This window comes from Sphingobacterium multivorum (assembly GCF_900457465.1).
Classification (GTDB): Bacteria; Bacteroidota; Bacteroidia; order Sphingobacteriales; family Sphingobacteriaceae; genus Sphingobacterium; species Sphingobacterium multivorum.
Genome location: NZ_UAUU01000002.1, coordinates 338,230 through 362,407, shown reverse-complemented (window position 1 = coordinate 362,407; position 24,178 = coordinate 338,230). Strand labels below are relative to the sequence as shown.

Here is a 24,178-nt window from a genome sequence, read left to right as displayed (position 1 = left end):
ACCAACTTTTAAATATACTGTTAATAAATTGTTTCTCGAAAATCGAGTTAAATAATTTATGCTTTTATCGCAATATTTAAGCTTAGCTCGTCCAGTTGCTCTTGGTGAATGGTTGACGGTGCGTCAATCATAACATCTCTTCCCGAGTTGTTTTTGGGAAGGCAATCACGTCGCGGATGGAATCTAAACCTGCCAATAAGGATACGAGTCGGTCAAAGCCAAAAGCCAATCCGCCGTGTGGGGGAGCCCCATAGGTAAAGGCTTCCATCAGGAATCCAAATTGTTTTTTTGCTTCTTCAGGACTGAATCCCAAATGTTTGAACATGAGCGATTGAAGGTCTCTGTCATGGATACGGATTGATCCACCGCCTACTTCTACACCGTTTAATACAAAGTCATAGGCATTTGCCCTTACTTCTCCAGGATTGGTATCTAAAAGTGGGATGTCTTCCGGTTTTGGAGATGTGAATGGATGATGCATGGCATGGAAACGGCCACTTTCTTCGTCCCATTCCAATAGTGGAAAATCAACAACCCATAATGGAGCAAAGGTTTCTTTGTTGCGGAACCAAGTTGTGACGCAACTTCAAGGCGTAATTCATTGAGTTGTTTGCGAACTTTGTCTGTTCCACCAGCCATAATTAACAATAGGTCGCCAGGTTTCGCGTGGAACGCTTCTGCAATTGCCGACAGTTGTTCTGGTGTGAAAAATTTATCAACGGACGACTTCACTGAACCGTCTTCATTCACACGCGCATATACCAAGCCTGTTGCGCCAATCTGTGGACGCTTGATAAAATCTGTCAATGCATCCAGTTGTTTCCTGGTGTAATGCGCGCAATTTTCCGCGTTGATACCAACCACTAGCTCCGCTGCATCAAATACAGGGAAACCTTTTCCTTTGGCAACGTCGTTTAGTTCGACAAACTGCATTCCAAAACGGATATCTGGTTTGTCTGATCCATATAGGCGCATCGCATCTGCGTAAGTCATACGTGGAACGGTACCTAGGTCAATTCCCTTGATTGTTTTGAAGATATGTTTTGCAAGACCTTCAAAGATATTTAACACATCTTCCTGTTCTACAAAAGACATTTCACAGTCTATTTGCGTGAACTCTGGTTGACGGTCTGCACGCAAATCTTCATCACGGAAACATTTTACAATTTGGAAATAGCGATCAAAACCTGAAACCATCAATAATTGTTTGAAGGTTTGTGGGGATTGTGGTAACGCATAAAATTCTCCAGGATTCATACGGGAAGGTACGACAAAGTCGCGTGCTCCCTCTGGAGTTGATTTGATCAGATAGGGGGTTTCTACTTCCAGAAAGTTTTGGGAGTCAAGATAACGGCGTACCTCTTGAGAGGTCTTATGACGTAAAATTAGGTTCTCACGTACAGGATTACGACGTAAATCCAGGTATCTGAACTTCATTCTGATATCATCACCACCATCTGTTTCATCTTCTATTGTAAAAGGAGGTAATTTAGCGGCATTTAATATTTCAAGATTTGAAACCTTGATTTCAATATCTCCAGTGGAGATTTTAGCATTTTTATTAGAGCGTTCGATAACTTCTCCAGTTACCTTGATGACATATTCTCTTCCGAGCTCACGGGCACTTGCGCGCAAGGACGCATCATCATCTGCATTGAACGTTAATTGTGTGATACCATATCGGTCTCTAACATCGATGAAAGTCATACCGCCCAAATCGCGCGATTTTTGAACCCATCCACTTAGGGTAACCGTTTTCCCTAAGTCAGCTAGTGTTAATTCTCCACAAGTGTGTGTTCTGTGCATATCGTTATGAAAATTATATTTGACGCAAAATTATTGGTTTTACTCGACAATAACGAATTCTGTTCAGGTTATTTGAGGAGCCTTCTCCCACTTTCTGCCACATCTTTTGTTTCTGTTTTTGACTCCTCCCACTTTGCCCCCTTTTGGGGCAAAAATTGGCTAAAATTAAATTTCTAAAGAGGAAATTTTTACAATTCATTGCTGATTTTGATAAAAAAAAGAGCAAAAAATCACTTCTGGCGTAATAGCTTATTTTTCAGGAAAATTGGCTTTTAACTGCTTGTAAATAAGGTTTTACATGTGTTTTTTTTGAAGTCGACTTCTGTTTGTTGTAGCGATTTGTTGATGTGGAAAACTTTTTTATGTTATAAAGTGGGGGAAAGTGGGAGAAAGTGTATACTTTTACATTTAAATTAGAATAGGATAATTGACGACATGACTCAGTTGATCGGAGAATTCGAATGCAAGTTAGACGCCAAAGGAAGAATGGTGTTACCAGCTGCGCTCAAGAGGCAAATGCCTCATGTAGAGCGGGATGGTCTTGTGGTGAATCGCGGTTTTGAGAAACATCTTGTATTTTATCCAAGAGAAGAGTGGGATTTGATGACGGCTAAACTGGCGAAATTGAATCAATTCGATCCTAAAGTTCGGGCGTTTGTCCGTGCTTTTACGCGTGGCGCTACGGAATTGACATTGGATGCTGCGGGTCGTGTTTTGTTACCCAAAAGTTTGCTGGAATTTGCAGGAATAAGCACTGAGCTGGTTTTGGCTTGTCAGTTTAATAAGATTGAGGTTTGGTCAAAAGAAGGGTATGAGGAATTGATGGGTGATGGCGGTGTAGAGGATATATCATCTTTGGCTGCGGAGGTAATGGGAGATATTAATTTTGGACTATAAGCGTATGGAGAATGTATATCATGTTCCGGTAATGTTACAAGAATGCATGGATGCTTTGGCTATTAAGCCGGATGGTATTTATGTGGATGTGACTTTTGGTGGTGGTGGCCATTCTCGAGAGATTCTGAAGAGATTAGGGCCGAAGGGGAAGTTGTTTGCTTTTGATCAGGATCCGGATGCATTGGAAAATGCAGTTGACGATCCTCGTTTTACGTTGATACACCAAAACTTTAGGTTTCTAAAGAATAGCCTTCGTTTGGAAGGTGTACGTTCTGTAGATGGTATTTTAGCAGATCTAGGTGTTTCTTCGCATCAATTCGATGCTGCAGATCGTGGCTTTTCTATTCGCTTTGATGCAGACTTGGATATGCGTATGGATCAGGTGGGCGATTTGGATGCAAAGTCGCTTTTGGCAACCTATTCGGAGGAGGATCTGCATCGTATTTTTGGTATGTATGGTGAAATCATGAACGCTAAATCGCTTGCGAAAACAATTGTTACTGCGCGTTTGTCACAGCCGATCCAGACTGTTGCTGAATTGAAAGAGGTGATTCAACGTATGGTTCCAAAGGGTAAAGAACATAAGTACCATGCACAGGTATTTCAGGCTCTTCGTATCGAAGTGAATCGCGAGTTGGAGGCGTTGCAGGAATTTTTGTTGCAGACAGTTGATGTACTCCGTGTTGAGGGCCGATTGGCTGTGATGTCCTATCACTCTTTGGAGGACCGTTTGGTTAAGAATTTTATGGCCAAAGGTAAGTTTAAAGGGGAAGTTGAAAAGGATTTTTTTGGAAATGAAATTAAGCCATTTCATGTGTTGAGCCGTAAAGCAATTACGGCATCTGCACAAGAGTTGGCGATAAATAATAGATCGCGCAGTGCGAAACTGCGTATTGCTGAAAAGTTGAATTTGTCTTAAAAATGGAGCGAGAGGATGAGCAGAAATACGATAAGACAGAAAGAATTGAGTGAAGAAGTTCAGGAGGAACTGCAAGAAACTGTCGAGGAAAAGGCGGAAGAAACAGAAGCGTTTATTAAAACGCTTTTTACCGTTGGAGACCTTTCGTTAAATAAAATATTGCATTACTTGCCTTTCGGAGCTTTTATTGCCTTTCTGATGTTACTGTATATTTCCAATCGTCATTTTGCAGAGCGAACTATTCGGAGTATCGATAAAGTGAGTAAAGAGGTAAAGGAATTGGGCTGGGATCATAAGTCTCTCTCTGCCGAACTGATGAAAATGTCTACACAGACAGAAATTGCCAAACGTGTCGATTCTTTGGGGTTGAAAGAGCGTGTGGAACCACCGATCAAGGTTGAAGTTATAGAGAATAAAGAAGATAAATAGGAAGAGTTATGAGTATCAGAAATACGATTCTTGTGCGTGTCTATTTTGCTTTTGGGCTTATCGTACTACTTGCGTTTTTGGTATTTGGAAAAATGGCCAAGTTGCAATATGTCGATGGAGAGCATTGGAAAGCTTTAGCTGATAGCCTTTCTATTCAGGAACGGGAGGTGGAAGCTGCTCGTGGTAATATTTATTCAAATGACGGAAGCTTATTGGCTACTTCGGTGCCTGAATATGAGCTTCGTTTTGATGCAATGGCGATTCCCGAAGAAGATGAAGAGTATTTCAATTTGAAAGTTGACTCCTTGGCTATTAAACTTGCTGATTTTTTTAAAGATAAATCATCTCGGCAGTATTTGACATTATTAAAACAGGCACGGAATAAAAAGCAGCGCTACTTGTTGCTCAAACGTAATGTGTCACACCAAGATTTAAAGCGGGTAAAACAATTCCCTTTACTTAAATCTGCACGTGTCAATAAAGAACGTTTTCCAAGTTGTTTGATTACAGATAGGCAGAATAAGCGTATTTTACCTTTTGTCAATCTCGCTGCGAGAACCATCGGTTATAAAAATGTGAAAGAAAATATTCATGTTGGTTTGGAAGGGGCATATGGCGAATATATCGACGGAAGAAGCGGAAAGAGGTTAATGCAGCGTATTGCTGGTGGGGTATGGATTCCTGTTAACAAAGATATTGAGGTTGCCCCGGTTGATGGGTCTGATATTATCTCTACTATTGATGTGAATATGCAGGATATGGCGCAAAGGGCTCTGGAGAAGCAGATGATTACGAGTAATGCGGATGAGGGCTGTGTTGTGATGATGGAGGTGAAAACAGGCGAGGTGCGTGCGGTGGCTAATTTTATGCGCGATAAAGACGGAGTCTACCGTGAAAAGTTCAATCTTGCAATAGCACAAAGTGCAGATCCAGGTTCAACATTTAAGTTGGCTTCTTATCTGGCTTTGATCGATGATAAGAAAATAGACTCGAGTACAACTGTGAATATTGGTAATGGTAACTGGCCAATTTATAAGCATACGATTCGTGATTCACATGCGCCTAAGAAGTCTATAATTTCAGCGAAAAGGGCTTTTGAGGAGTCGTCGAATGTGGGTGTTACGAAGTTTGTATATCAAGCCTATAAAGATAACCCGGATCAGTTTACATCAAAGCTACATTCTTTTGGTTTTGGTAAGACGCTCGATCTACAGATTCCCGGGGAAGGTGTGCCTTTGGTGAAAACGTCGAAAAGCAAAAGCTGGAGTGGGTTATCGTTGGTACAGATGGCTTACGGCTATGAAATGAAAATTACACCATTGCAAACGTTGACATTTTATAATGCTGTCGCAAATAACGGAAAGTTGATAGCGCCGCTATTTGTTAAGGAAATTCGGCATTTAGGAAATACTATTCAAACCTTTCAAGCGAAAGTGATTAACGAAAAGATCGCTTCGGATCATGCTTTAGCAGAGGTGAGGGGAATGATGGAAGGTGTTATGACTGAAGGAACAGGTAGAAGTGTTGCTAGTCCGTTATATAGCTCTGGTGGTAAAACAGGTACAGCACAGATGGCTGATGGTTCGAGGGGGTACGGTGCCAGACGATATCAATCTTCATTCGCGGGGTATTTTCCTGCGGAAGATCCAAAATATTCCATTATTGTGGTAATCCGTAACCCGAGAAATGGATACTATGGTGCATCGATTGCAGGGCCCGTGTTTAAAGAACTTGCAGACATGGTATATGCAAACGATATGGAAATGGAGGGGAAAAAGACGTTTAAAGCGGTCAATGTAGGCGGAAGAATGCCATTGACTTTGCAGGGTTCGAAGGAAGCTAGTAAAAAAGTGTACGATAGGTTGGGAATTAATACCGTGAATTGGGATACAATTGCCCGGGGAGAGGTGGATACCTCTACACGAGGCGTGCCATTTATGGATTTAAAATATAAAGAAGGAATTGTTCCGAATGTGGTTGGCATGGGTTTGATGGATGCTTTATATGTTGTGGAGAATGCCGGATTTAAGGCGCACGTGACGGGAAAAGGAAGAGTTGGAATACAGTCGTTAGCTGCGGGGCAAAAACTGCCTTTTGGAACGGCGATAAATTTAGAACTTAAGTAAATGATGGATTTAAAAAAAGTATTGCATGCTATCCCTGTACAGCAGGTTGTAGGGAACCTCGAAGAGGTTGATGTGCACTCTTTGTGCTTTGATTCCAGAAAAGTGGAGTTTGGAAGTTTGTTTATCGCAGTGCGGGGTGTTCAAACAGATGGTCACTTGTTTGTAGACAAGGCAATTACCTCGGGAGCAAGAGCCGTTATTGTAGAGGAGTTGCCCGAAGAGACGTTAGACTCTGTCGCTTATATCTTGGTGGCTGATTCTGCTTATGCTTTAGGGGTTGCTGCGGCTAATTTCTACGAAAATCCTGCTGAGCAGTTGAAACTTGTTGGGGTGACCGGTACGAATGGTAAAACGACAGTAGCCACATTGTTGTTTCAGCTGTTTACTGAGCTAGGCTACCATGTAGGCTTATTATCTACAGTACAAAACCAAATTGGAACAAAGATTATACCAGCAACGCATACAACACCAGACCCTGTTCAATTGAATAAATTGTTACGGGATATGGTTGATGATGGCTGTGATTATGCGTTTATGGAGGTTAGTTCGCATGCTGTCGTTCAGGAACGTATTGCAGGCTTGGTGTTTGCGGGTGCAATATTCACGAACATTACGCATGATCACCTGGATTTCCATAAAACTTTTGATAACTATATTAAAGCGAAAAAGAAGTTTTTTGACGATCTGGATGCGAATGCTTTTGCTTTGACGAATGCTGACGATAGAAATGGTCAGGTCATGCTTCAAAATACAGTGGCACATCGGAAAAGCTATGGCTTACGTTCTGGAGCGGATTTTAAAGCAAAGGTGATCGAAAGCCATTTCGATGGTATGTTGATGAGTGTTGATGGACAGGAAGTATGGGTAAAATTGATCGGCGATTTCAACGCATATAACCTTTTGGCGGTTTATGGTGCCGCTATCTTGCTTGAGCAGGAAACGGTGAAAGTATTGACTGCACTCAGTACCTTGAAGGGGGCAGAGGGGCGGTTTGAAACGATGAAATCGACTTCTGGTGTTTTTGGAATTGTGGACTATGCGCATACTCCTGACGCAGTTGAAAATGTGTTGAAGACCATTAGCTCATTGCGACGTCCGGAACAAAAAATCATTACCGTATTGGGATGCGGAGGCGATCGGGACAAAACTAAACGACCTGAAATGGCTGAAGCGGCTCTGCGTTATAGTGATCGATTTTTGATTACGTCCGACAATCCGCGTACAGAAGATCCTTATCAGATTATTAAAGATATTGAAGCCGGTGTAGCAGCAGACCAAAAGGCGAAGACGCTTTCTATAGCTGATCGTAAGGAAGCGATAAGGACAGCATATCAGCTGGCTAATCCTGGGGATATTATCCTGGTTGCAGGAAAAGGGCATGAGAAATATCAAGATATAAATGGTGTAAAACATCATTTTGATGATAAAGAAGTTTTAGAGAATACATTTAACGAACAATAGAAATATGTTGTACCATCTTTTTACGTGGCTTAGCGAATATATTCATATACCTGGAGGAGGTTTGTTTCAATACATCTCTTTTAGGACATCTATGGCTGTAATCGCTTCATTGATTATTACCACGGTTTTTGGGGGAAAATTGATTCAATTCTTGCATAATAAGCAAGTTGGAGAGACAATTCGTGATTTGGGGCTTGAAGGAGAAAAAAAGAAAGCTGGTACGCCGACAATGGGTGGGATCATCATTATTGCAGGTATTCTTATCCCTACCTTGTTATTTGCTAAATTGACGAATATCTATGTGATTATCATGATTGTGACAACACTTTGGATGGGCGCAATTGGATTTTTAGATGATTATATCAAGGTCTTTCGACATAATAAAGAAGGCTTAGCTGGTAAGTTTAAAGTTGTTGGACAAGTTGGCTTGGGAGCAATAATTGCTTGTACGATGTACTTTCATCCAGATATCGTAGTTCGAAAAGGGGTCGATAAACCAACCTCTACCAAGCCTGTTGAAGTGGTTATCAATGAAGGTACAGGTGAGAAGACCTACGCTGAAAACGTAAAATCATCGAAGACGAATATTCCGTTTTATAAAAATAATGAGTTTGATTATGCCAAGGTGTTTAAAATATTTGGACTACAGAGCGATTATCTGACTTTTATCGTCTTTTTAGTTGTTGTTATTTTTATCGTTACGGCAGTTTCAAACGGCGCAAATATTACGGACGGTATCGATGGTTTAGCCACGAGTACATCCGCTATCATTGGTGTTACTTTAGCCATTTTAGCGTACGTGTCGGGTAACGTGATCTTTTCAGATTACCTCAATATTATGTATATCCCCAATTCCGGAGAACTCGTGATTTTCGCTGGAGCATTTGTTGGCGCTTGCGTAGGTTTCTTATGGTATAATACGTATCCTGCTCAAGTTTTTATGGGTGATACGGGAAGTTTAGCGATCGGCGGTATTATTGCTGCCTTTGCTATTTTGATCCGGAAAGAATTATTGATCCCAATTTTGTGTGGTGTGTTTCTGTTGGAAAACCTTTCGGTTATTCTTCAGGTGTCGTATTTCAAATACACGAAGAAGAAATATGGTGAGGGTAGACGGATCTTTTTGATGTCACCATTGCACCATCACTTTCAGAAGAAGGGGTATCATGAAGCGAAAATTGTAACACGTTTTGTTATTGTAGGAATCATATTGGCCATTCTTACTATTGTAACATTGAAAATTAGATAATGATGTCAAATATTGCAACAACATATTATCCTCAATCTGGAAGTCTGGTCATTTTAGGGGCAGGCGAAAGCGGTGTTGGAACGGCGATTCTTGGGAAAGAAAAGGGATTTGATGTATTTGTGTCAGATAAAGGGCTTATTGCAGACCACTATAAGGAACAACTAAAAGCGGAGGGAATAGCTTTCGAAGAAGGTCAACATGACGAAGGCCGTATCTTGAATGCTGCACTGGTTGTAAAAAGCCCTGGTATTCCAGCGACCGTACCATTGGTCGTTGCATTGAGAGCAAAGAATATACCTGTGATTGCAGAAATTGAATTTGCGGCGCAATATACGGATGCAAAGTTAATCTGTATTACAGGGTCAAACGGAAAGTCTACGACGACGATGTTGACTTATGAAATGCTTAAGCATGGCGGTTTAAACGTCGGATTGGCAGGTAATATCGGGAAAAGCTTTGCATTGCAGGTGGCTAAAGAACAGTTCGATTGCTATGTATTGGAAATATCGAGCTTTATGCTGGACGATATGTACCATTTTAGAGCAGATGTTGCTGTTATACTGAATATTACTCCTGATCATTTGGATCGCTATGACCATAAAATGGAAAATTATGTGGATTCAAAATTCAGAATGATTCAGAATCAAACGGAGAAGGATTATTTTATATACTGCCTGGACGATCCGGAAACAGTTAAAGGATTGGAAAGACATCATAGTAAAGGGACCTATTTGCCTTTTACACAAGAACAACTTGTTGAATTGGGGGCTTATTTAAATGCCAACAAAACAATAATTATTAATACACCAAATAACGATACATTCACTATGAGAGCTGAGGAATTGTCATTGCAGGGGAAGCATAATATTTATAATAGCATGGCTTCTGGGTTAATTGCGAAAGTGCAGGAATTGAGAAATCAAGTGATGAAAGAAAGTATGGGATCGTATGTGAATATTCCACATCGCCTTGAACATGTAGCCTGTATCGGCGGTGTAAATTACATTAACGATTCAAAGGCGACGAATGTAAATTCGGTATGGTATGCTTTGGAAAGTTTCTCTACACCAATCGTGTTGTTGTTGGGTGGCGTGGATAAAGGAAACGATTACAGTATGCTTGCTGATTTGGTCAAAGACAAGGTGCGCGCTATCGTTTGTTTAGGAAAAGATACGGCTGCAATTCATAAAGCATTTGAACAAGATGTGGAGATTATTGTCAACAGTACCTCCATGCAAGATGCCGTGGTATTGTCGTCCCACTTAGCTCAAAAAGGTGACACCGTCTTATTGTCTCCTGCTTGCGCTAGTTTTGATTGGTTTAAGAATTATGAAGATCGTGGCGATAAATTTAAGGCTGCTGTAATGGAATTATAAATGGTGTAACCCAATAAGAGGAGGAAGGATATGCTACAGAATATAATGTCTAAATTGAAGGGTGATCGATGGATATGGATCATTGTGATTATCTTATCGGGATGGTCACTTTTGGCTGTATACAGTTCGGTGGGTACCTTGGCTTATAAAGAAGGGAAAGGGACTGAAATGTATCTGTTAAAGCATTTCTCTATTATTGCCATAGGCTTTGTCCTGATGTATCTTTCTCACAAGTTAGATTATCGGTATTATGCGGGTATATCCAAAATAATGATGGGTATTACAATCCCTTTATTGTTGTTTACGCTGTTGTTCGGAAGTAAAGTTAATGAAGCTAGTCGTTGGTTGACTATCCCTGGTATAGGTTTGACCTTTCAAACATCGGATTTAGCAAAGTTGTCACTTATCGTCTTTCTTGCAAGGATGTTATCCCGGAAGCAGGAAGAGATCAAAGATGTGAAAAAATCGTTCTTACCCATTATGGGGTCGGTGTGTGGTGTGTTTATTCTGATTGCCTTGGCCAATCTATCTACCGCATTGATGCTGTTTGGCGTGAGTGTTTTATTGCTCTTGATCGGACGGATTAGTTTTAAGCAGATTGCCATTGTTTGTTGTGGCGGAGGGGTGCTCCTTATGATGGTTATCTTCTTTGGTCCCCGTAGAACGACTTATATCAGCCGGGTAAAATCTTTTTTTCATACTGAAAAAGTGGATAAAACGGTATCCTTCCAGGATGATAAAAATTATCAGGCAAACAATGCGAAAATTGCTATAGCAACTGGTGGGCTTTTTGGAAAAGGACCGGGAAATAGTGTGCAACGTAATGTGTTGCCGCACCCTTATTCCGATTTTATTTACGCGATTATCATTGAAGAATATGGAACAGTCGGGGGGGTAATTCTGCTATTTCTGTATTTGGCATTTATGTATCGATGTATACGTATTGTCACGATGAGTCCCAAAGCTTTTGGTACTTTTCTGGCTGCGGGTTTGGGATTTAGTTTGACAATTCAGGCTTTGGCCAATATGGCTGTTGCCGTCGGATTGGGACCAGTAACGGGGGTTCCGCTTCCACTAGTGAGTATGGGAGGAACCTCGATTTTATTTACGAGTGTCGCCTTGGGAATCATCCTGAGTGTGAGTAGAAATATTGAAGAATTAAAAGGTAAAGAAGAGCTGGATGAAAAGCCTAAACCGAAAAAAGTGGTTATAGGATCTATTCCTGCATAATAATAAATTAAGCATGGCAATTCGCGTAATTATCAGTGGTGGTGGAACCGGAGGACATATCTTTCCGGCGATTTCAATTGCAAATGCGTTGAAGGCAATGGATCCTGCAAATGAAATTCTATTTGTGGGTGCCAATGGCCGGATGGAAATGGATAAAGTGCCCGCAGCAGGATATAAGATTGTTGGACTCGACATTCAGGGAATCAATAGAAAGCAGCTGTGGAAGAATATCTTTTTGCCGTTTAAGCTTATGAAAAGTTTAAATAAAGCAAAAAGCATAATTAAGGATTTTAGACCGGATGTGGCTGTAGGGGTAGGTGGTTTTGCTTCAGGTCCATTGCTAATGATGGCCAATAAGCTGGAGGTGCCAACAGTCGTGCAAGAACAGAATTCCTATGCTGGTGTAACCAACAAAAAAGTTGGTGCTAAGGCAGCAAAAATATGTGTGGCTTATGAGGGGATGGAGCAATTTTTTCCTGCGGACAAAGTATTGCTCACCGGCAATCCAATAAGACGCGAGTCTATTGCGATAGCAGGAAAAAGAGAGGAGGCCTTAGCGTTCTTTGCGTTAGATCCACACAAAAAAACAATTTTGGTACTTGGCGGTAGTTTGGGGGCTAAAACATTAAATGAAAGTGTTGTTGCTTACCTGAATGAGCTAAAGGAGGAAGAAGTGCAGCTGATTTGGCAATGCGGTAGTTTCTATGTTGAAAACCTACACGCGGAGTTGACAGGTAAACTTCCAGGTAATATCAAGATGCTGGCCTTTCTTCAGCGCATGGATTATGCTTATGCTGCGGCAGATTTGATTATTAGCCGTGCTGGAGCCGGTACCATCTCTGAGCTCTGTGTGATTGGAAAACCTGTTATCCTTGTGCCTTCACCCAATGTGGCCGAAGACCATCAGACCAAAAATGCAATGGCATTGGTCAATAAAGGCGCTGCATTACTGGTGAAGGATAGTGATGCACAAAGAGACTTAATACCTGCTGCTTTAACTTTATTAAAAGACGCAGCTCATGTCGCACAATTAAGTGGGAATATTAAAAAACTCGGTAAGTTGAATGCTGACGTGCAGATTGCCGAGGAGGTGTATAAATTGGTTAAAAAAAAATAGACGAAGTATGAATCTAGATGCAATAAAACAAGTTTACTTGATCGGAATAGGTGGTATAGGCATGAGTGGCCTTGCACGCTATTTTAAGCATTTGGGCTGTGAGGTGAATGGATATGACCGTACAGAAACTGAGCTGACTAAAACCTTAGTCAAGGAAGGGATCGCGATCTCCTATCAGGATGATATCAACACGATTGATGCTATTTTTAACGTACCTACGACGGAGACATTAGTCATTTTTACACCGGCTATTCCTAAAGATTCGAAGATTAAAGCTTTTTTTGAATCACAAAGACATACGCTCTATAAACGATCTCAAGTTTTGGGGATCATTAGTGAAAGTAGATTTACAGTAGCGGTTGCTGGTACACATGGTAAAACGACAACTTCTACAATGGTGGCACATGTATTGAAAGATTCGGGCTACGACTGTTCGGCCTTTTTGGGTGGAATCAGTTCTAACTACGGTACCAATGTGCTTTATGGAAATAATAATACAGTTGTGGTTGAGGCTGATGAGTTTGATCGTTCATTCCTGACGCTTCACCCCAATATCGCAATAGTAACTTCTTCTGATGCGGATCATCTGGACATTTATGGCGATCGGAGCCATTTGCTTGAATCCTTCCAAATGTTCTTGGATAAAGTTGTTGAAGGAGGTACACGTATTATAAAAAAAGGCCTCGAGTTTGAGGGGCAAATAAGTTATTCAGGCCATGAAATCGCTGATGCATATGCTTCCAATGTGCATGTACGCGATGGAGAGTTCTTTTTTGATTACCAAGATACCAACGGACGAATAGATGATATTCATTTGGGTATCCCTGGTATCCACAATGTTGAAAACGCGGTAGCTGCGATTGCGGTAGCCCGTTTACTTGGAATTGCAGACGAAGCTATTAAGAAAGCGTTAACGACATTTAAAGGCGTGAAAAGAAGGTTTGAATATATTGTCCGTAAACCTGGAGCGGTGTATATTGATGATTATGCGCACCATCCAGAGGAACTGCGTGCATTTTTAACTTCGATGCGGAAATTGTATCCTACGAAAAAGTTAAATGTGGTCTTTCAGCCGCATTTATTTACGCGTACTCGGGATTTTGTGGATGGTTTCGCCGAGGTATTGTCCATGGCTGACAAGCTGTTGTTAATGGAAATTTATCCAGCACGGGAGCTCCCCATTGAAGGGATCAATTCGAGTTGGTTATTGGATAAAATTACGGCAACGGAAAAACAGCTTGTAACAGCAGAAGAAGTCCTGGAATTCGCACGCGATGAAAAGCCGGAACTGATTGTTACAGTTGGGGCAGGTGATATTGACAAATTGGTTAAACCGTTACAGGCGATTTTAGAGCATGCTTAAAAAATTACGTAACATACAATGGAATCGTGTCCTCTACTTTACGCTGTTTTTTATCGGCGTAATAGTCGTCGTCGTGATTATGAGTATTGTTGGGAAACGTGATGAGCAGCAGGTTTGTAAAGATATTAAGATTGTCATTGAAGGCACAGAAGCTTTTATTGATCAGGCTGATATCTCCAAATTGATCGAACAGAACTATGGTAGTTTCGTGGGGAAGAAAGTCAATGGAATCCCCTTTCAGAAGGTTGAAAAAACCTTGCGCAAATTACCGTATGTTTCCGATGCCAGTATACATGCCGATATGGATGGTACGATCAGAATTAACATTAATCAGCGCGAGGCTGTCATGCGGATCATCAACAAAAATGGCAAGGAATTTTATGTAGACCCCAAAGGATTGAAGATACCGACAACGTTGAAGTATATACCGCACATCATGGTTGCTACAGGTAATATTGCAGAAGGATATAATGAAGCATTGGATACCATAGCAACACCATTGGTTAAAGATTTGGTTAAGGTCGTTGAATTTATCAAAAATGACGAATTATGGAGTAATCAGGTTGTGCAGATATATGTGAACTCGGATAAGGATATTGAACTTGTACCTCGTGTAGGGACACAGCAATTAATTGTTGGATCGGCAGATTCATTGGAACAAAAATTTGAATTATTAAAGACCTTTTATGCGCAGATCATGCCAAAGGTAGGTATAAATGCTTACGGTGTTGTCAATGTGAAATATGGAGGTCAGATCATCTGTGAAAAACGAGGAAACTGGAGTTTTTCAGGCGATCAAACAAAAAAAGTAGCAAATAATACATTATAGTAATACAGCAACAATACAGGAAATTATGAACTCAAAGGCAGCAGAAATTGAAAGAGAAAACCCAATTATCGTGGGACTCGATATTGGTACTACCAAAATTTGTGTTACGGTTGGGAGACGTAGCTCAGGAAACAAAATTGAATTATTAGGTGTGGGGAAAGCGGACTCTGCCGGTGTAAGCCGCGGAGTAGTTGCTAATATCCAGAAAACTGTGGGAAGTATTTTAGAGGCTGTTGAGATAGCCGAAGCACAGTCCAATGTGGATATTAAAGTGGTGAATGTGGGAATTGCTGGCCAACACATCAAAAGTATTCAACACCGTGGAATATTTACCAAAACCGATGGTGACGACGAAATCATTCGACGCGATATCGAACGACTGATTTCTGATATGTATAAACTGGTACTGCCTCCAGGAGAAGAAATTATACATGTTTTACCACAGGAATTTACGGTAGATAACGAGCCGGGGATTCGCGAACCTATCGGTATGGCGGGGCGTCGTATTGAAGCAAATTTCCATATTATATCGGGACGTGTAACTGATATTAAAAACATCAAAAAATGTATTGATAATTCCAATCTGGAAGTTGCTGAATTGATTCTCGAGCCTTTAGCGTCTTCAGAAGCTGTATTGGATGAAGACGAAAAAAATGCTGGTGTTGTATTAGTAGATATCGGTGGTGGAACCACAGATGTTGCCATCTTCCATGAAGGAATTATTCGTCACACAGCCGTGATTCCTTTAGGTGGTAATATCGTCACAGAAGATATCCGTCAGGGATGTTCTGTTTTGCGTTCCCAAGCTGAATTGTTGAAAACTCGCTTTGGATCAGCTTTAGCTGATGAAAACAAAGAAAATGAGGTGATTTGCGTGCCCGGATTAAAAGGTCGTGAACCAAAAGAAATTTCTGTTAAAAACCTAGCTTATATCATCCAAGCTAGAATGGAGGAAATTATTGAGCACGTGTATTATGAAATCAAATCTTCTGGATATGAAAATAAACTGATCGGTGGTATTGTGATTACCGGTGGTGGTGCTCAATTAAAACATTTGGTACAACTTGTTGAATATATTACTGGAATAGATTGTCGTATCGGATTTCCGAATGAATATCTTTCTAAGAATGAGGTTTTACCAAAACCGTTGTTTGAAGAATTGAAAAGTCCGTTGTATGCAACAAGTATCGGCTTGTTGATCAAGGGAATCCAGTCGCACGAGGAAGAGGAAGATAGCCGGAGAGAAATGCACGCCCCATCTAAAAAAGTGCAGGCCGCTACGGTGACAACAAAAGAAGTTTCTGAACAGCAACAAAAGGAGCAAGGATTATTGTCATGGTTCAAACGTTTTATCAAAGACGGTAATGAAATCGATGACGCAAGTTTTTTAGATAAGAAGTAAGTTTTCCACAATAGTTGAAGTTTTCCACAATTTAACAAATGTGGAAAACTTTTGTTGAAATTATATTATTATTACATTACATATAGTGGGTTTGATTCGTTTTGATATCATCTTCATTGTAAGTTAAATAGGGATAAGTTATGTCAATACAGTTTGAAATGTTAAAAGAACAATCTTCAATAATCAAGGTTATTGGGGTTGGTGGTGGTGGTGGCAATGCCGTAAACCACATGTATAAACAAGGAATTAGTGGGGTAGATTTTATCGTGTGTAATACTGATGCGCAAGCATTGGAATTGAGCCCGATCCCAAATAAAGTTCAATTGGGGATAAGTCTGACCGAAGGAATGGGAGCAGGAGCAGATCCTGATGTAGGTGAAAATTCAGCGATCGAAAGTATTGAAGATATCAAACGTATGTTGGGTACCAATACCAAGATGTTGTTTATTACAGCTGGTATGGGCGGTGGTACTGGTACCGGTGCTAGTCCAGTATTGGCGAAAGCTGCCAAAGAATTGGGTATTTTAACTGTTGCGATTGTAACTACGCCCTTTACGTTTGAAGGTAAACGCCGTCGTTCACAAGCGGAGGAAGGACTTTCGGAATTACGTAAATATGTAGACTCTTATCTTGTGATCTCAAATGACCGCCTTCGTGAGATCTTTGGTAATTTGACGATGACTGCGGCTTTTGCAAAAGCAGATGATATATTGACTACCGCGGCAAAAGGTATCGCCGAAATAATAACTATCCCTGGTTATGTAAACGTCGATTTTAAAGATGTTCGCACTGTTATGAACGATAGTGGTGTTGCCATAATGGGAAATGCTGTTGCCGAAGGTGAAGATCGTGCATTACGTGCAGTGGAAGGTGCCTTAGCTTCTCCATTGTTGAAAGACAATGAGATTGAAGGTGCTCGCTATATTTTATTGAATATTACTTCTGGAACGAAAGAAGTAACTATGGATGAAGTTGCGATCATTACGGATTACATTCAGGAAAAAGCTGGTTTGTCAGCAGATTTGATCTGGGGTAACTGTATTGATGAGAATTTTGAAGACGAATTGTCAGTAACAATTATTGCCACTGGTTTTCAAACATCTGAAGAACGTGATAAAGAACGTGAAAATACAAAGGTGTCTATGCCCTTAACTGCTGAACCGGCTAATTCTTTTATCAAACCTGTTTCTCAGGTAGCTCCAAGAGAAGTTCCAGCTACGAATAGTTTCGTAACTCCGGTTCAACGTGTGGATACACCAGCACCTTCTACAAATACTTCTACTCCAAATAATTTGCAATCTGACTTGTTCACTTCGCCCAGAAATGCGGTACAACAACAGGTAGCTGTTGAGGAACCACAAGTAATACGTCATGATTTGGGTTTTGATGGTGGTTATGAAGAGGAAACTTCATTTGGAGATAGTGATTTTCAATTGAAAACCTCACCGTCAGTGTTTCAATTCCAGATGCCAACAGTGTTTGATTCTTACACAGCTCCTTCTGCGTCAGGATATGAGGAAAAACCTACATTTTCATCAAGTACAACAAATGAGCAAGTAGAAGTCCCTCAGGTAGAAGAAGAGCAAGTTTCGTTTGAAGATCAGCTGGTTCGTACAAAAGAACGCATCTTGCGTCTTAAAGAATTGAGCATGAAACTAAAATCTTCTAATGGTCTACATGAGTTGGAAAACGAGCCTGCTTATAAGCGGAAACAAATGTCATTGGAAGATACACCGCATTCTTCGCAATCTCAGGTGTCTCGTTTTACACTTTCCTTTGAAGACGGAAATACTGAAATTAGACCGAACAATTCTTTCCTACATGATAATGTAGACTAATTGATTCACCATAAAATAACAAAAAGCCATCCAATCGGATGGCTTTTTTAGTATCTTTAAATACCGAAATAAGACAATTATACAAGCTATGACGACAAAATTAAATAACCCTGTATGGGTAATGAGTTCTGCATTTGATAAATTATCCTTACCAGAGTTGATTCAGACGACCAAAAGAATCGGAGCAGGGGGGATAGACCTTTGTGTGTTTAGAAAAGATGGTACCCGTGAAGATCATACCGCAACGCATTTGGATTATGATGATTTTACTCCTGCAAAAGCGAGGGAAATCATTGAGCTGTTCAATCAGGCTGATTTAAAACTTTCGCTTGGTGCTTTTGAAAATATGATTGGCGGAGATCCTGAGCAACGAGTGAAGAATCAAAATCATTTATTGAAATTGATCCGTATTGCACATTTGCTGGGAGGTGATGCAAATAACGTTAAGGTAGGGACATTTGTGGGCTACAATCATGAATTGGGCAATCAAATTGATGGATTTCAGAAAAATCTTGAAGAATACAAGCGTGTATTTGCGCCCATTGTTAATTACGCAGAGAGTTTAGGTGTAACGATCCTTTATGAGAACTGCCCAATGGAAGGATGGCGCTCATCACGTTATAGCTCTACCTATAACAATCTTCCAGCAGTGCTTGCTGCTCGTAAATTAATGTATGCGATGATACCAAGTAAGGCTCATGGTGAGATCTATGATCCTTCACATGATGTCTGGCAAAATACAAACCCAATAGACGTTATTCGTAATACGGACATCACGCGCTTACAACGTATACATGTGAAGACTACGCGTAATCTACAGACTGCTGCACGTATTGATTGGGGCGGGATGTATCCCATGCAGCATGTTGACGCCGAATTGGCTAAAAAAGCGAATGTAAGTATACCGGGCCACGACTGGGATAGACATCATTACGAAGCTATGTTGCCAGGCTTTGGCGGATCTGACAGTATGGATTGGCGCGGGTTTGTTGACTTATTGCAAGAGCGTGGTTTCAGTGGTCCCTTTGAGATCGAAAATGAAGCTAAAAACTCGAAAGACACGGGTGATTTTTCTGCAACGGTTCAAGGTTTTACAACCTGTCTTAACTTTTTGGCACCGATGTTATGGGATTTAGAAGCAGAGGTGGGGTATTCTTATAAGAAATCTCAACCTTTAAAAGATCTGAACGTAAAAGATGTTCCTGTTGTTACGATGGATGAGTTAATTTAGTATGATAAAAATACACTCCAACAAAATGACTAGTTGTTGGAGTGTATTCTGAACAGTTCGATAAGTTCAGGAATATTAGAAACATTGAGTTTTTCAAAGATTCTGCTTTTATACGTGCTCACTGTTGAAGGGCTTAAGTCCAACAAGCTAGATACTTCAATAATCCCCAGTCCCTTTATCAATTGTTTAGCAACGTCCACCTCTCTATTTGACAAACGTGCCAACGGATTTAGTTTTGTCAGCTCAGACTTACTCTGCGTCAATTTCTGAATGTATAGGTCCTGTACGTTGCTCGACATATACTTTCCTCTATCCTGAATAGCCAAAATAGCATTGGAAAGTTCAGCCATAGCTGTTGTTTTGTTGAGGTAGCCTACTGCTCCGGCTTCGATATAACGTAAAGCATAAAGTGATTCGTCATAAGATGAGAAAATCAAAATTTTAATGCTTGGCCGAATTTGAAGGATTTCCTCAACGACACGTATATTATTTCCTCCCGGCATATTAATGTCCAATAATAATAGGTCGAAATCCTCTACCTTTATTTTGTCAAGAACCTCGTCAAAGGTTTCAGCTTGGAATATTTCTGCTTTTTGAAGAGTTTCTTTAATAATAACGGAGGCTCCTAATCGTACAATGCCGTGGTCGTCTGCTATAAGAATCTTTTTCATAGATATGCTATCTGATGCTGGGCTTTAATTACTGTATGAAATAAAGTACTAACAAGATACAATATATCTTGATATTTTACTAGTTAACGGGCAAATATAAGAAATTAAAGTTAATAAAAATTAGTGGGGTGCGGGGTACATGTCTTTTTATAAAATAGGATATGGGTTAGAAAATATAGCACAATATGAGTTTAACGATAAAAGATTAGCATATTTTAATTAGATTTATGTGACAATTATTAGTTTTGTCATAATTCATGGACTAAAAAATTTAAATATGGGATTTTTAAAAGAGTTTAAAGAGTTTGCAATGCGCGGCAGCGTAGTAGATCTAGCTGTCGGTGTTGTCATTGGTGGAGCTTTTGGTAAAATTGTTACCTCATTGGTTGATGATATTATCATGCCACCCATTGGTTATTTAACTGGGGGTGTTGATTTTTCATCCAAAAAATTGATTTTGAAAGCTGCTGATGAAGCGACTAAACAAGCTGAAGTATCTATTAATTATGGAAACTTTATTAATGTGGTTATTCAATTTTTAATTGTAGCATTCTGTATTTTTTGTGTTATTAAGGCTTTAAATTCATTGAAACGTAAAGAGGAAGCAGCTCCGGCGGCCCCTGCAGCACCGACAAAAGAAGAAACGCTTTTGACTGAGATCAGAGATATTCTGAAAAATAAATAGGGCAGGGTTTATACTTCATTTATAAAAATCAGCACAGTCAAACTGTGCTGATTTTTATTTTACGGTAGTTGAAAAATTGTTTTTTGAAGCTGTAGCTGAATAAATTAGCTTATCCGTTTTACATTAACTTTAAATGTTCGTAATATTGTTTGTTTTTGTCTAAAATAAACTTTACTTTTGCATTCCTCTTGGGGAGTTTTGTATTAATTGAAGTAAGAACAAATTAGCATAATAGCGTCATGAAAAGAACATTTCAGCCATCGCAAAGAAAAAGAAGAAACAAACACGGTTTTAGAGAGCGCATGAGCTCTGCAAACGGTAGAAGAGTATTAGCTTCACGTAGAGCTAAAGGTAGAAAACGTCTTACAGTGTCTGACGAATACCGTCACAAAGGTTAATCTTTGACAAGTATCGGTGGCCGCTTATAAGAGCTTTTTCTAATAAGATTAAGTCATCGTATGAAAAATACATTTACAAAAGAAGAACGGTTATGTGCGAAAAGGCGTATTGATACGCTTTTTAAAAGCGGTTCTTCTTTTGTCTTGTATCCATTTAGAATTGTTTTTATCTTCGAGAAAAACAATGAGGCTGACGATATTCCCTCCAGTCAGTCTATTATTTCCGTATCCAAACGTAGGTTCAAAAGAGCAGTTGATCGCAATTCGATTAAACGAATGATGCGTGAGAGTTACCGTTTACAAAAATCGAATGATTTGATTCCGTTTTTGTTGAAACATAATGTAACTTTGTATCTAGCTATTCAATATGTAGGCAAGCAGATCTTAGCGTATGATGTGTTTAGCACCGCAATGAATAAAATGCTGAAAAAATTGCAGGATGAATGTGCTGAAGTTTATTTGGAAAAAGGGGATTAGACCCTTGTTTAGTTTTATTTTCTTGGCTATTATTCGTTTTTACCAAGTTTTTATCTCACCGTTTTTAGGCGCTAATTGTAGATATACACCTACCTGTTCTCAGTACGGTAAGGAAGCGATTCTGAAATATGGTCCTTTCAAAGGTGGGTGGATGGCTTTGAAACGAATTGCACGTTGCAATCCCTGGGGCGGCCACGGGCATGATCCTGTACCTTGATTTCTATAATGACGATGAATAATTTAATTTTACAAATTGATACTTCAACCACGATTTGCTCGGTTGCTTTGAGTGAAAATGGTCAAACGTTACAGGTTCTTGATCTCGTTGAACCTAATGCTCATGCGGCTAAATTGACTATTTTGATCGCGGAAGTCCTTAAGCAGACAAACCGAACGATGCGGGATTTAAGTGCTGTGGCGGTGAGCATGGGACCGGGCTCTTATACAGGTTTACGTATAGGGGTATCTACGGCCAAAGGTCTCTGTTATGCGTTAGATATACCTTTAATCGCTATTAATACGTTAGAAGCTTTGTTTCTAGGGTATAAGGAGCAATTTGGTTTAACAGCAGGTGATGCTTATCTTCCCATGATCGATGCCCGTCGTATGGAAGTGTATACGGCTGTTTATGACCATAATGCTGCATTAGTGAAAGCAACATCAGCAGAAATTATCGATTTCGATTATTTCAATGAATTATTGCTGAACTACAATCGTGTCCATTTATTTGGTTCGGGTGCCGATAAATTTGAAGATTTGTTCAACGTAACGGATCGAGTCAATGTATTGAGCGGATTTGATGGTTCCGCGGCTTTTCTGTCGACGTTGGCCTTTGATAAATTTCAGCGGAAAGAGTTTGAGGATGTTGCTTATTTCGAGCCATTCTATCTTAAAGATTTTTTGGTTACTACGGCAAAGAAAAAGGTTGGCTTATCATAGCCAACCTTTTCTTTTGAACCACAGATAAATGGCAAGGGATATGGCCACCATGATCCCCATGGCTACTGGATATCCATAGTACCATTCAAGTTCGGGCATATTTTTGAAATTCATTCCATAAATTCCTGCCACAAAAGTGATGGGCATAAAAAATACGGAGAAAATTGTCAGGATACGCATAATCTCATTGGTGTGATTAGATGAGATGTTGAAATACACATTAAGCAGTTGAGCTACATTTTCCGATAAGTTTTCGTACAAGGTTGATGTCCGGACCTGCAGATCTTTTAAATCCCGGGTATAGACATCTTTTTTTGACGAAGAATGAAAATGCTCGACGACCTCCCTGTAGAGAAAGATGACCTTTCGCGCAACATCAATCTGCCTTTTGATAAAATAAAGATTTTTCAGTATCGGCTGTTGTTTCATGCGTTTGAGGAATATCAATTCTTCGTAAGCATCGATTCGTGTGGAAAGTTGCTCTAACGTTTGGCTAAAGGTAAATACAGCTGCAGTCGTGATAAATACAGCCAGTTTACGGCTATTTTTTGTCTTGATGGACGTGAATTCAATATTTTTAAGTTTTTCTAAAAACTCGATGCGACGTTTGTGCACCGTAATCACAAAATCACTTCCATAGAAGATGGTCAGGCGATCGGTGATTTCTCCGATACTGTCTGAATTTTCTTTGAAATTGTCCGACATGACACGAAGAATGACAAAAGTATAATTCTCAAATTCTTCAATTTTAGGTAGATGTTCTGGTTCTTTGGAATCCTTGATCGAAGCTTCATTCAAATTGAAGCGCTCTTTGATGAAGGCGAAGTCTTCTGAAGTTGGCTCAGCTATATCTATCCATTCGTAGTTTGCGATTTCTTTTTCAACAATCGTTCTGACCATAAATCCAATTTTAGTAAGGACAAGATAAGAAAGAAAATAAAAAAAGCCATCAACTCAGTTGATGGCTTTCCTAAATTATTATAACCTTCTATTTGTTTGAAGATTTATATTCTTCGTTTAACTGTTTGATTACCTCATTCGTGATTTCCAGAGATGGGTCAGCATACAATACAGTTGGGTTGCTTTTTGAATAGGTCAGCACCAGTTTGTAGCCATTTTCTGCAGCATGTTTTTTCAGGAATTCGGTAATTTTATTATAAACATTGTTGAATTCTTCAGACTCGTCTTTTGCAATAGAGGAAGAAGCTGTTTGATCTAAACGTGCAAGCTCATCTTGTTTACGTGCTAGTTTTTGTTCAGTAGCTTGTCTATCAGGGGCAGACATTGTAGCTGCATTTTTTTGATATTCGGCAACTTCCCGTTGGAATGCAGTGCTTTTAGATTGCAGATCCGTTTGTGCTTTCTTTACTTTGTTTTCAAGCTTTGATTTAATGTCCTTAAAATATTGATATTTTTCAGAAAGTGAATCCGAGTTTAAATAGACGATTTTATCTTTGTTACTTCCCTGGCTCTCCTTGCTTACCGTATTGGAATCATTTTTTGCAGGTTCGTTTGTTGTTTTTGCACCTTGGTTACATGATGCAATAGTTCCAACCAATAAAAGGCCAAAGGAAACTTTCGATACAATTGAAAATATAGTGTTCATTTTTTTGTTATTTGCAAATTATTACTGAAAACAAACCTAACATAAAAAAATCGAAATTCTAGTTTTTAGTAATAAAAAAGTAAAATTATCCTATGTATTATAATTCGGAATATAGGTTCAATACTTGTT

At 39.8% G+C, this 24,178-nt stretch carries 22 protein-coding genes and 1 pseudogene; 19 read left to right on the top strand and 4 right to left on the bottom strand.

Annotated features, from left to right (window positions below):
- Positions 1 to 56: 56 nt before the first annotated feature.
- A pseudogene (gene aspS / locus DTA23_RS01745) lies at positions 57 to 1,806 on the bottom strand (aspartate--tRNA ligase).
- A 435-nt stretch (positions 1,807 to 2,241) separates the two neighbouring features.
- Between aspS and mraZ the strand changes: the two are divergent.
- The 14 genes from mraZ (at position 2,242) to DTA23_RS01675 (ending at position 19,273) form a co-directional block, all read left to right on the top strand.
- Positions 2,242 to 2,703, top strand: a complete 462-nt coding sequence (gene mraZ / locus DTA23_RS01740) for a division/cell wall cluster transcriptional repressor MraZ (RefSeq protein ID WP_070564930.1) — start codon at positions 2,242 to 2,244, stop codon at positions 2,701 to 2,703.
- Positions 2,704 to 2,707: 4 nt separating this feature from the next.
- On the top strand, positions 2,708 to 3,622 hold the full coding sequence (gene rsmH, locus DTA23_RS01735; RefSeq protein WP_112374039.1) for a 16S rRNA (cytosine(1402)-N(4))-methyltransferase RsmH: 915 nt from the start codon (positions 2,708 to 2,710) through the stop codon (positions 3,620 to 3,622).
- A gap of 15 nt (positions 3,623 to 3,637) precedes the next feature.
- Positions 3,638 to 4,051 (top strand): FtsL-like putative cell division protein, encoded by a 414-nt coding sequence (locus DTA23_RS01730; protein ID WP_112373655.1) that lies wholly within the window; start codon positions 3,638 to 3,640, stop codon positions 4,049 to 4,051.
- A gap of 8 nt (positions 4,052 to 4,059) precedes the next feature.
- Positions 4,060 to 6,177: a PASTA domain-containing penicillin-binding protein gene (locus DTA23_RS01725; protein WP_112373654.1), complete on the top strand. Its 2,118-nt coding sequence runs from the start codon at positions 4,060 to 4,062 to the stop codon at positions 6,175 to 6,177.
- A complete protein-coding gene (locus tag DTA23_RS01720; protein ID WP_112373653.1) occupies positions 6,178 to 7,638 on the top strand; it encodes a UDP-N-acetylmuramoyl-L-alanyl-D-glutamate--2,6-diaminopimelate ligase in 1,461 nt (486 codons plus the stop codon).
- A 4-nt stretch (positions 7,639 to 7,642) separates the two neighbouring features.
- Positions 7,643 to 8,887: a phospho-N-acetylmuramoyl-pentapeptide-transferase gene (mraY, locus tag DTA23_RS01715; protein WP_046673969.1), complete on the top strand. Its 1,245-nt coding sequence runs from the start codon at positions 7,643 to 7,645 to the stop codon at positions 8,885 to 8,887.
- Between the two features lie 2 nt (positions 8,888 to 8,889).
- Positions 8,890 to 10,263, top strand: coding sequence for a UDP-N-acetylmuramoyl-L-alanine--D-glutamate ligase (murD, locus tag DTA23_RS01710; protein ID WP_070564947.1), 1,374 nt, complete (start codon positions 8,890 to 8,892; stop codon positions 10,261 to 10,263).
- Positions 10,264 to 10,293: 30 nt separating this feature from the next.
- Positions 10,294 to 11,493: an FtsW/RodA/SpoVE family cell cycle protein gene (locus DTA23_RS01705; protein WP_046673971.1), complete on the top strand. Its 1,200-nt coding sequence runs from the start codon at positions 10,294 to 10,296 to the stop codon at positions 11,491 to 11,493.
- A 13-nt stretch (positions 11,494 to 11,506) separates the two neighbouring features.
- Complete coding sequence (gene murG, locus DTA23_RS01700) at positions 11,507 to 12,610, top strand: undecaprenyldiphospho-muramoylpentapeptide beta-N-acetylglucosaminyltransferase (RefSeq protein WP_112373652.1); 1,104 nt, start codon at positions 11,507 to 11,509, stop codon at positions 12,608 to 12,610.
- Between the two features lie 7 nt (positions 12,611 to 12,617).
- Positions 12,618 to 13,973 (top strand): UDP-N-acetylmuramate--L-alanine ligase, encoded by a 1,356-nt coding sequence (gene murC, locus DTA23_RS01695; RefSeq protein WP_112373651.1) that lies wholly within the window; start codon positions 12,618 to 12,620, stop codon positions 13,971 to 13,973.
- Complete coding sequence (locus tag DTA23_RS01690; protein ID WP_112373650.1) at positions 13,966 to 14,802, top strand: cell division protein FtsQ/DivIB; 837 nt, start codon at positions 13,966 to 13,968, stop codon at positions 14,800 to 14,802. Before murC ends, DTA23_RS01690 begins: the two co-directional genes overlap by 8 nt.
- 25 nt (positions 14,803 to 14,827) lie before the next feature.
- Entirely contained in the window at positions 14,828 to 16,204 is a 1,377-nt protein-coding gene (ftsA, locus tag DTA23_RS01685) for a cell division protein FtsA (protein ID WP_070564959.1), read from the top strand.
- Between the two features lie 140 nt (positions 16,205 to 16,344).
- On the top strand, positions 16,345 to 18,042 hold the full coding sequence (gene ftsZ, locus DTA23_RS01680; RefSeq protein WP_046673976.1) for a cell division protein FtsZ: 1,698 nt from the start codon (positions 16,345 to 16,347) through the stop codon (positions 18,040 to 18,042).
- Positions 18,043 to 18,130: 88 nt separating this feature from the next.
- Entirely contained in the window at positions 18,131 to 19,273 is a 1,143-nt protein-coding gene (locus DTA23_RS01675) for a sugar phosphate isomerase/epimerase family protein (RefSeq protein WP_070564965.1), read from the top strand.
- A 29-nt stretch (positions 19,274 to 19,302) separates the two neighbouring features.
- Here DTA23_RS01675 and DTA23_RS01670 read toward each other — a convergent pair whose 3' ends face one another.
- On the bottom strand, positions 19,303 to 19,944 hold the full coding sequence (locus DTA23_RS01670) for a response regulator transcription factor (protein WP_112373649.1): 642 nt from the start codon (positions 19,942 to 19,944) through the stop codon (positions 19,303 to 19,305).
- A gap of 277 nt (positions 19,945 to 20,221) precedes the next feature.
- Between DTA23_RS01670 and mscL the strand changes: the two genes are divergently transcribed.
- The 5 genes from mscL (at position 20,222) to tsaB (ending at position 22,443) form a co-directional block, all read left to right on the top strand.
- Entirely contained in the window at positions 20,222 to 20,629 is a 408-nt protein-coding gene (gene mscL / locus DTA23_RS01665) for a large-conductance mechanosensitive channel protein MscL (protein ID WP_046673978.1), read from the top strand.
- A 239-nt stretch (positions 20,630 to 20,868) separates the two neighbouring features.
- A complete protein-coding gene (gene rpmH, locus DTA23_RS01660; protein ID WP_075991291.1) occupies positions 20,869 to 21,027 on the top strand; it encodes a 50S ribosomal protein L34 in 159 nt (52 codons plus the stop codon).
- Between the two features lie 60 nt (positions 21,028 to 21,087).
- Positions 21,088 to 21,504, top strand: a complete 417-nt coding sequence (locus DTA23_RS01655) for a ribonuclease P protein component (RefSeq protein WP_070564971.1) — start codon at positions 21,088 to 21,090, stop codon at positions 21,502 to 21,504.
- Positions 21,467 to 21,721 (top strand): membrane protein insertion efficiency factor YidD, encoded by a 255-nt coding sequence (yidD, locus tag DTA23_RS01650; protein WP_083295891.1) that lies wholly within the window; start codon positions 21,467 to 21,469, stop codon positions 21,719 to 21,721. The genes DTA23_RS01655 and yidD overlap by 38 nt, the downstream gene beginning before the upstream one ends.
- Before the next feature lie 14 nt (positions 21,722 to 21,735).
- Positions 21,736 to 22,443 (top strand): tRNA (adenosine(37)-N6)-threonylcarbamoyltransferase complex dimerization subunit type 1 TsaB, encoded by a 708-nt coding sequence (gene tsaB / locus DTA23_RS01645; protein ID WP_112374038.1) that lies wholly within the window; start codon positions 21,736 to 21,738, stop codon positions 22,441 to 22,443.
- Here the strand turns inward: tsaB and DTA23_RS01640 are convergent.
- On the bottom strand, positions 22,438 to 23,343 hold the full coding sequence (locus tag DTA23_RS01640) for a magnesium transporter CorA family protein (RefSeq protein WP_046673980.1): 906 nt from the start codon (positions 23,341 to 23,343) through the stop codon (positions 22,438 to 22,440). The genes tsaB and DTA23_RS01640 overlap by 6 nt on opposite strands.
- Before the next feature lie 88 nt (positions 23,344 to 23,431).
- Positions 23,432 to 24,049 carry an OmpH/Skp family outer membrane protein gene (locus DTA23_RS01635; RefSeq protein WP_088160428.1) on the bottom strand — a complete coding sequence of 206 codons (618 nt, stop codon included), beginning with the start codon at positions 24,047 to 24,049 and terminating at the stop codon, positions 23,432 to 23,434.
- Positions 24,050 to 24,178 lie beyond the last annotated feature (129 nt).

Bases quoted from the DNA above. Each gene is read 5' to 3' on its own strand.
- yidD (WP_083295891.1), top strand. From the start codon at position 21,467: ATGAATGTGCTGAAGTTTATTTGGAAAAAGGGGATTAGACCCTTGTTT.
- DTA23_RS01670 (WP_112373649.1), bottom strand. From the start codon at position 19,944: ATGAAAAAGATTCTTATAGCAGACGACCACGGCATTGTACGATTAGGA.
- murG (WP_112373652.1), top strand. From the start codon at position 11,507: ATGGCAATTCGCGTAATTATCAGTGGTGGTGGAACCGGAGGACATATC.
- murD (WP_070564947.1), top strand. From the start codon at position 8,890: ATGTCAAATATTGCAACAACATATTATCCTCAATCTGGAAGTCTGGTC.
- ftsZ (WP_046673976.1), top strand. From the start codon at position 16,345: ATGTCAATACAGTTTGAAATGTTAAAAGAACAATCTTCAATAATCAAG.
- mscL (WP_046673978.1), top strand. From the start codon at position 20,222: ATGGGATTTTTAAAAGAGTTTAAAGAGTTTGCAATGCGCGGCAGCGTA.
- DTA23_RS01725 (WP_112373654.1), top strand. From the start codon at position 4,060: ATGAGTATCAGAAATACGATTCTTGTGCGTGTCTATTTTGCTTTTGGG.
- ftsA (WP_070564959.1), top strand. From the start codon at position 14,828: ATGAACTCAAAGGCAGCAGAAATTGAAAGAGAAAACCCAATTATCGTG.
- DTA23_RS01675 (WP_070564965.1), top strand. From the start codon at position 18,131: ATGACGACAAAATTAAATAACCCTGTATGGGTAATGAGTTCTGCATTT.
- rpmH (WP_075991291.1), top strand. From the start codon at position 20,869: ATGAAAAGAACATTTCAGCCATCGCAAAGAAAAAGAAGAAACAAACAC.
- mraZ (WP_070564930.1), top strand. From the start codon at position 2,242: ATGACTCAGTTGATCGGAGAATTCGAATGCAAGTTAGACGCCAAAGGA.
- DTA23_RS01640 (WP_046673980.1), bottom strand. From the start codon at position 23,343: ATGGTCAGAACGATTGTTGAAAAAGAAATCGCAAACTACGAATGGATA.
- tsaB (WP_112374038.1), top strand. From the start codon at position 21,736: ATGAATAATTTAATTTTACAAATTGATACTTCAACCACGATTTGCTCG.
- DTA23_RS01730 (WP_112373655.1), top strand. From the start codon at position 3,638: ATGAGCAGAAATACGATAAGACAGAAAGAATTGAGTGAAGAAGTTCAG.
- mraY (WP_046673969.1), top strand. From the start codon at position 7,643: ATGTTGTACCATCTTTTTACGTGGCTTAGCGAATATATTCATATACCT.
- DTA23_RS01690 (WP_112373650.1), top strand. From the start codon at position 13,966: ATGCTTAAAAAATTACGTAACATACAATGGAATCGTGTCCTCTACTTT.
- DTA23_RS01705 (WP_046673971.1), top strand. From the start codon at position 10,294: ATGCTACAGAATATAATGTCTAAATTGAAGGGTGATCGATGGATATGG.
- murC (WP_112373651.1), top strand. From the start codon at position 12,618: ATGAATCTAGATGCAATAAAACAAGTTTACTTGATCGGAATAGGTGGT.
- DTA23_RS01635 (WP_088160428.1), bottom strand. From the start codon at position 24,049: ATGAACACTATATTTTCAATTGTATCGAAAGTTTCCTTTGGCCTTTTA.
- DTA23_RS01720 (WP_112373653.1), top strand. From the start codon at position 6,178: ATGATGGATTTAAAAAAAGTATTGCATGCTATCCCTGTACAGCAGGTT.
- rsmH (WP_112374039.1), top strand. From the start codon at position 2,708: ATGGAGAATGTATATCATGTTCCGGTAATGTTACAAGAATGCATGGAT.
- DTA23_RS01655 (WP_070564971.1), top strand. From the start codon at position 21,088: ATGAAAAATACATTTACAAAAGAAGAACGGTTATGTGCGAAAAGGCGT.